Below are 7,257 nucleotides of genomic sequence, written 5' to 3' on the forward strand. Positions count from 1 at the left end.
CAGCGTCACGCGGCCGACACCGCACGCGAGCGCGTGCGCGCCCGCTCGACATTCGGCTCGTCGGTCGAGCAATGCGTGCGCGACTGGCTGCGCACCTCCGACGAAGTCGACGTGCCGACCGACACGCTGATGGAGCACGTCTGCACGCGCTTCGCGATGTCGCGCTGGACGCTGCGCCGGCGGCTGCATCGCGAAGCGGTCGGGTTTCATGCGCTCGTTGCGCAGGCACGGCTCGGCGAAGCGCGCGACCTGCTGCTGAACACGCAACTGCCGATCGGCGAGATCGGCGTGCGGGTCGGCTTCCGCTCGACGAGCGCGTTCACGCGCTTCTTTACGCGTGAGCTCGGCGCGGCGCCGAGCCGCTTCCGCGACGGGCACGTCGATCGATGGCGTTGACGGGCACTTTTTCTGAGACACTGGCGGCTTCGCATCCCGCCGCCCTGCCATGTCCTGGTTTCTGTATCTGATCGAATGCGCCGACGACAGCGTCTACACGGGCATCACGACCGACGTCGCCGCGCGTTTCGACGAGCACGCATCCGGCAAGGGCGCGCGCTACACGCGCTCGCGCAAGCCGCGTGCGGTACTCGCGTCGTTTCCGCTGCCCGACCGGTCGAGCGCGTCGCGCGCCGAATACTGGGTGAAGCGGCTCACCGCTGCGCAGAAGCGTGAACTGGCAGCCGGGGGGCGGACGCTGGAATCGGTGCTGCCTGCCGTGGTGGCCGTCGATACGCGTGGTGATGCGGCCGGGTTGAAAAAGGTCGGTGCGCGCGGGCGGAAGAAGGCAAAAGCAGAGAACATCGATAGCGCAGCGAAGACGGATAAAAGCACCAGGAAGACCGGAAAGGCCGGGAAAACCGGGAAAGCCGAGAAGGTCGACAAACCCGAAAAGACCGCCAAGACCCGGCAGGCTGCGAAACCTCCCAAGGCAACAAAAGCCACACCGGTCGCGAAGCGCACGAAGCCAGACGGCGGTGCGGTCGCAAGAAGGACTTCACCGCGCGACACCCCGGTAAAAAAGGACAAGCCGACCGTGCCCGCTTCGTCGAAAAGAAAAGCATCGGCAGCCAACGGCAAACCCGTCACGAACGGACGCAAAGGCGCCGCGCCCGTATCGGCCCGCCGCCGCCCGTCTGCCTCGAAAGCAACCAAAGCCGTCGAAGCCACTGCGGCCTCCGTTGCCCCTCGCCGCACGAAGCGCGCGAAGGACGCGCCGTCCACCGCTACGCCGCCAGCGTCCGTGCCCACCTCCGCGCGCAAACAACCGTCGCGCACAAAACAAAACCGCGCGGCCTCCTGAGGAGACACGCGCGGTTTGCGTTTCGCACGAACCGGCCGTCGGCCGGTACGCCGCTTACTTCTTGTAGTTTGCTGCGCCGTCGGTGATTTCCTTGTGCGCGGCTTCGATGCCGGCCCAGCCTTCGACCTTCACCCACTTGCCCTTCTCGAGCGCCTTGTATTGCTCGAAGAAGTGCTTGATCTGGTCCTTCAGGTACTCAGGCACGTCGTCGATCGACTTCAGGTTGGCCGTCATCGGGCAGACCTTGTCGTGCGGCACCGCGACCAGCTTCGCGTCGACGCCCGACTCGTCGGTCATCTGCAGCATGCCGAGCACGCGCGAACGCACGATCGAGCCGGCCAGCAGCGGGAACGGCGTGATCACCAGCACGTCGACCGGATCGCCGTCGCCCGACAGCGTCTGGGGGATGTAGCCGTAGTTCACCGGATAGCGCATGCCCGTGCCGATGAAGCGGTCGACGACGAGGAGGCCCAGTTCCTTGTCCGCCTCGTACTTCACCGGATCGCTTTGCGCGGGAATCTCGATGATCACGTTGAAATCTTGCGGCAGGTCCTTGCCGGCCGGAACATGATTGAAGCTCATGAGCACTCTCTGTAGGTCGATGGGAATTCGGGACAGGGCGCCGCGGCCGATGCATCGCCGCAGGCGTCCCGCAAAGGAATGCGCCATTATAGCCAATCGACCGGTGGCGTCCGGATGACGATCGGCCGATAATCGTTCCGGATGCCCGGCCGTCGAACCACTGGCCGCGTTGGATGGAATCGGCGTCGGCGCTGATGCGCCGTCACCGGTCGACCGCGAAGCACGGGACCTGAGTCAGTGCTGAAGCGCCAACTCGGGTCGACCGCGAAGCATGGGGCCTGAGTCGGTGCTGAAGTGCCAACTCGGGTCGACCGCGAAGCATGAGGCCTGAGTCAGTGCTAAAGCGCTAACTCGGGTCGACCGCGAAGCATGAGGCCTGAGTCAGTGCTAAAGCGCCAACTCGGGTCGACCGCAAAGCATGGGACCCGCGTAAACGCTAAAGCACCAACTCGGGTCGACCGCGAAGCATGGGACCCGAGTAAGCGCTAAAGCGCTAACTCGGGTCGACAGGAGCTGGCATGGAAGAGGCGAAGCACTTCATCGCGGGCGAATGGACGTTGCCCGCGCAACTGGAAACCATCGCGGTCGTCGATCCATCCGACGGCCAGCCATTCGCGTCGATCGCCCGCGGCACGGCGCCCGACATCGAGCGTGCGGTCGCCGCAGCCCGCGACGCATTCGCGGGCCCGTGGGGCGCTGCCAGCGCCGCCGAGCGCGGCCGCGTGCTGATGCGACTGTCGGCGCGCGTGGCCAATTCCCTCGAGGAACTCGCCGCGATCGAGGCGCGCGACACCGGCAAGCCGCTGAAGCAGGCCCGCGCCGACGCAGCCGCGCTCGCGCGCTACTTCGAGTTCTACGCGGGCGCCGCCGACAAGCTGCACGGCGAAACCCTCCCCTATCAAGCCGGCTACACGGTGCTGACGGTGCGCGAGCCGCACGGCGTCACGGGCCACATCGTGCCGTGGAACTACCCGATGCAGATCTTCGGGCGCAGCGTCGGCGCTGCGCTCGCCGCCGGCAACGCATGCGTCGTCAAGCCGGCCGAGGATGCGTGCCTGTCGTTGCTGCGCGTCGCCGAGCTGGCCGCCGAGGCCGGGCTGCCGGCCGGCGCGCTCAACATCGTCACCGGCTACGGCCATGAAGCGGGGGCCGCGCTCGCACGCCATCCCGGCATCGACCACATCTCGTTCACGGGTTCGCCGGCCACCGGCAAGCTGGTCACGCAGATGGCGGCCGAGAACCACGTGCCCGTCACGCTCGAACTCGGCGGCAAGTCGCCGCAGATCGTGTTCGCCGATGCCGATCTCGAAGCGGCGCTGCCCGTGCTCGTGTCGGCGATCGTGCAGAACGGCGGGCAGACCTGCTCGGCCGGCAGCCGCGTGCTGATCGAGCGCGCAGTGTACGAGCCACTTATCGAGCGGCTCGCCACCGCGTTCAACGGGCTGCGCGTCGGCCCGAGCCGCGCCGACCTCGACTGCGGCCCGCTGATCAACGCGAAGCAGCAGCAGCGCGTGTGGGATTTCCTGTCCGACGCGCAGCATGACGGCATCCCGATGGCCGCGCACGGGCAGGTCGTCGCCGACGCACCCGAAAGCGGCTTCTACCAGGCGCCCGCGCTGTTGCGCGACGTACCGCCGTCGCACCGGCTCGCGCAGGAGGAAGTGTTCGGCCCGGTGCTCGCCGCGATGCGTTTCGTCGACGAAGACGAAGCCGTCGCGCTCGCGAACGGCACGCCATACGGCCTCGTCGCAGGCATCTGGACACGCGACGGCGCGCGCCAGATGCGTCTTGCGCGGCGCCTGCGGGCAGGCCAGGTGTTCATCAACAACTATGGCGCGGGCGGCGGCGTCGAGCTGCCGTTCGGCGGCGTCGGCCACTCGGGGCATGGCCGCGAGAAAGGCTTCGAGGCACTGTACGGCTTCACCACGCTGAAAACGATCGCGATCCGGCACGGCTGAACACGCGGAAAACGACAAGCGGCACGCGGCCGGCAGCGCCCGGCCGCGTGCCGAAGCACGACGACACTCATATCCAGCACAGGAGACACACCATGCGGTTGAGCGGCAAGACGGCAATCGTCACGGGCGGCGGCTCGGGGTTCGGCGAAGGCATCGCGAAGACGTATGCACGTGAAGGCGCGAACGTCGTCGTCAACGACCTGAACGGCGCGGCAGCCGAGCGCGTCGCGAGCGAGATCGCACTCGCGGGCGGCAAGGCGATCGCGGTGGCTGGCGACGTATCGAAAGAGGACGACTGGCACGCGTTGCTGCAGGCCGCGCTCGACGATTTCCACGCGGTGCAGATCGTCGTGAACAACGCGGGCACCACACACCGCAACAAGCCCGTGCTCGACGTGACGGAAGCCGAGTTCGATCGCGTGTACGCGGTCAACATGAAGAGCCTGTTCTGGTGCGTACAGACCTTCGTGCCGTACTTCCGCGCACAGGGCGGCGGCGTGTTCGTGAACGTCGCGTCGACGGCCGGCGTGCGGCCGCGGCCGGGCCTCGTCTGGTACAACAGCACGAAGGGCGCGATGATCACCGCGAGCAAGTCGCTCGCAGCCGAGCTCGGCGCCGACCGCATCCGCGTGAACTGCATCAACCCCGTGCTCGGCGAGACGGCGTTGATGACCGAATTCATGGGCTGCGAGGATACCCCCGAGAACCGCCGCCGCTTCCTCGCGACGATCCCGCTCGGCCGCTTCTCGACGCCGCAGGACATCGCGAACGCGGCGCTTTACCTCGCATCCGACGAGGCCGAGTTCATCACGGGCGTTTGCCTCGAAGTCGACGGCGGGCGCTGCATCTAGCCGCACCTGTCGCGCCGGAATACCCCCAACCGGCACGACACCCACGCATTGCTTCGCACGAAACCGGGCCTGGCGCCGATACGCCGGCCCCGGCCAATAATAAGGACCGCGGTGCATGGGATCCAAGTAACCGCTAAAGCGCTAACTTCGATCGACAGGAGACAACATGGCAATATCGACGCAGTCGCTGCCGGGCTCGTCCGGCGCATTCGAGGAAGCAACCTATCGCAAGGTGTCGTGGCGGCTCGTGCCGCTCCTGCTGCTGTGCTACGTGGTCGCGTATCTCGACCGCGTGAACGTCGGGTTCGCGAAGCTGCAGATGGCGAGCGACCTGAACCTCAGCGACACCGTGTACGGGCTCGGCGCCGGGATCTTCTTCTTCGGCTATTTCCTGTTCGAAGTGCCGAGCAACATCATCCTGCACAAGGTCGGCGCGCGCGTGTGGATCGCGCGCATCATGGCGACGTGGGGCGTGATCTCGATCCTGACGATGTTCGTCACGACGCCCACGATGTTCTACGTGATGCGCTTCCTGCTCGGCGTCGCCGAGGCGGGCTTCTTCCCCGGTGTGATCCTCTACCTCACCTACTGGTATCCCGCGCACCGGCGCGGCCGGATGACGACGTTCTTCATGACGGCCGTCGCACTGTCCGGCGTGATCGGCGGGCCCCTTTCGGGCTTCATCCTGAAGGCGTTCGACGGCATGAGCGGCTGGCACGGCTGGCAATGGCTGTTCCTGCTCGAGGGTATCCCGTCGGTGCTGGTCGGCGTGGTCGTGTTCCTCAAGCTCGACGAGCGGATCGCGAAGGCGAACTGGCTGACCGACGAAGAAAAGGCGCTGCTCACGCGCAACGTCGATGCTGAAGAGGCGACCAAGGAAGACCTGCCGCTCGGCGCCGTGATGTCGAGCCCGCGCGTGTGGCTGATGGCGCTGATCTACTTCTCGTTCGTGATGGGGCTCTACGGCGTCGGCTTCTGGCTGCCGACGATCATCAAGGCCACCGGCGTGACCGACACGTTCATGATCGGCCTGCTGTCGGCGATTCCGTATGCAGCGGCGGTGGTCGCGATGATCCTGATCGCACGCAGCGCGGACAAGCACCGCGAACGCCGCTGGCACGTCGCGATTCCGGCCGCGATCGGCGCGCTCGGGCTCGTGCTGTCGGTGATCTGGGCGCACCAGACCGCGCTCGCGATGCTCGGCCTCACGCTCGCGACGATCGGCATCCTGACGACGCTGCCGCTGTTCTGGAGCCTGCCGACCGCGTTCCTCGGCGGCACGGCGGCCGCGGCCGGCATCGCGATGATCAACTCGATCGGCAACCTCGCCGGCTTCCTGAGCCCGTACATGATGGGCTGGCTCAAGCAGGCAACGGGCGCCAACGATTCGGGCATGTACATGCTCGCCGGGTTCCTCGTGCTCGGCGGGCTGCTGGCGCTGTCGGTGCCGAAGCGGCTGGTCGACAAGTGACGCGGGGCGCATGGGCGCCCTCCGGTTGATGACCCGTACCTGAAACGCCCCGCTGGCCGGAACCGCTCCGGTCGGCGGGGCGTTTCTGCTTCCACGCACGCCGCCCGGATGATGCGGGTTCCGTGGTCCGCCAATGGTGCTGCATCGCCTTCGAAATATTCCCTATTGATCCTTTATCATGGAACAATAAGGAATATTTCGAGCACCACTGGCCGATCATGTTCCGTACCGTCGAAGAGTCCGCCGCACACCTGCGCCTCCACCCGAAGACTGTCCTGCGCTTCATCCGCGAGGGCAAGCTGCACGCCACGAGGGTCGGTCGTGCATACCGCATCCTCGACACCGACCTCGCCGCGTTCGCGCAAACGAAGCCGGCCGCGCCCGTGCCGCGTGTGGTGCGCGTCACCAGCATCGTCGACGTTCCGGACGCGTCGCAATCGCTGCATCAGTACCTGTCGCGGTCGCTGCATGCGATGGCGTCCGGCCGCACGTCGTACGTCGACCCGGTGCGAATCGACGTCACGTTCGATCCCGCCGCGAGCCTGGTCAAGATCATCGTCGCCGCGACTCCGGCCGACACGGCCACGCTGATGTCGTCGCTCGACGCTTTGCTGCAGCAAAGCGGGACATGAGCACGATCTTCAAGTCGCCCCGCCACGCCCGCGCAGTTCGCGCGGCTTACGAGGCGGCGCTGTCGCACTGGCCGGCCGGGCATCGGCGCATCACGGTGCAGACGCGCCATGGCGCAACACACGTGATCGCCTGCGGCCCCGAACTCGCGCCGCCGGTCATGCTGATCCACGGGGCGCAGACGACGGCGGCAAGCTGGCAGCACTTCGCGGCCGAATGGTCGACGCACTTCCGGCTCTACGCGATCGATGTGATCGGCGAAGCGGGACCCAGCGCCCCGTCGCGGCCATCGCTCGCGAGCGACGCGTACGCGCAGTGGCTTGACGACGTGCTCGACGGCTTGGGCGTGTCGCGCGCCGCGTTCGTCGGCATCTCGCTGGGTGCGCGAACCGCGCTCGATTTCGCGTTGCGCCGGCCGGCGCGCGTCACGCGGCTTGCGCTGCTCTGCCCGTCCGGCATCGGCAG

General features: G+C 67.0%; 8 protein-coding genes. 7 read left to right on the plus strand and 1 reads right to left on the minus strand.

Annotated features, from left to right (window positions below):
* Both JYJ84_RS23685 and JYJ84_RS23690 read left to right on the plus strand, forming a co-directional pair.
* On the plus strand, positions 1-396 hold a 396-nt coding region (locus tag JYJ84_RS23685), incomplete at its 5' end, for a helix-turn-helix transcriptional regulator (RefSeq protein ID WP_205189524.1).
* 49 nt (positions 397-445) lie between these two features.
* The gene (locus tag JYJ84_RS23690; RefSeq protein WP_122946005.1) at positions 446-1,300 is read left to right on the plus strand and encodes a GIY-YIG nuclease family protein; all 855 of its coding nucleotides are present in this window, start codon (positions 446-448) and stop codon (positions 1,298-1,300) included.
* Between the two features lie 54 nt (positions 1,301-1,354).
* Here the strand turns inward: JYJ84_RS23690 and ppa are convergent, their stop codons facing one another.
* The gene (gene ppa, locus JYJ84_RS23695; RefSeq protein WP_011352863.1) at positions 1,355-1,882 is read right to left on the minus strand and encodes an inorganic diphosphatase; all 528 of its coding nucleotides are present in this window, start codon (positions 1,880-1,882) and stop codon (positions 1,355-1,357) included.
* Between the two features lie 518 nt (positions 1,883-2,400).
* Between ppa and JYJ84_RS23700 the strand changes: the two genes are divergently transcribed.
* The 5 genes from JYJ84_RS23700 to JYJ84_RS23720 all read left to right on the plus strand — a co-directional run.
* A complete protein-coding gene (locus JYJ84_RS23700) occupies positions 2,401-3,840 on the plus strand; it encodes an aldehyde dehydrogenase family protein (RefSeq protein ID WP_122946006.1) in 1,440 nt (479 codons plus the stop codon).
* A gap of 92 nt (positions 3,841-3,932) precedes the next feature.
* Positions 3,933-4,691: an SDR family oxidoreductase gene (locus JYJ84_RS23705; RefSeq protein ID WP_122946007.1), complete on the plus strand. Its 759-nt coding sequence runs from the start codon at positions 3,933-3,935 to the stop codon at positions 4,689-4,691.
* Between the two features lie 166 nt (positions 4,692-4,857).
* Positions 4,858-6,162 (plus strand): MFS transporter, encoded by a 1,305-nt coding sequence (locus JYJ84_RS23710; RefSeq protein WP_122946008.1) that lies wholly within the window; start codon positions 4,858-4,860, stop codon positions 6,160-6,162.
* 218 nt (positions 6,163-6,380) lie between these two features.
* Positions 6,381-6,794 carry a helix-turn-helix domain-containing protein gene (locus JYJ84_RS23715; RefSeq protein WP_122946009.1) on the plus strand — a complete coding sequence of 138 codons (414 nt, stop codon included), beginning with the start codon at positions 6,381-6,383 and terminating at the stop codon, positions 6,792-6,794.
* Positions 6,791-7,257: alpha/beta fold hydrolase (locus tag JYJ84_RS23720; RefSeq protein WP_205189525.1), on the plus strand; the 467-nt coding region annotated here is incomplete at its 3' end. The genes JYJ84_RS23715 and JYJ84_RS23720, both read left to right, overlap by 4 nt.

This window comes from Burkholderia sp. LMG 13014, assembly GCF_905232215.1.
GTDB lineage: Bacteria > Pseudomonadota > Gammaproteobacteria > Burkholderiales > Burkholderiaceae > Burkholderia.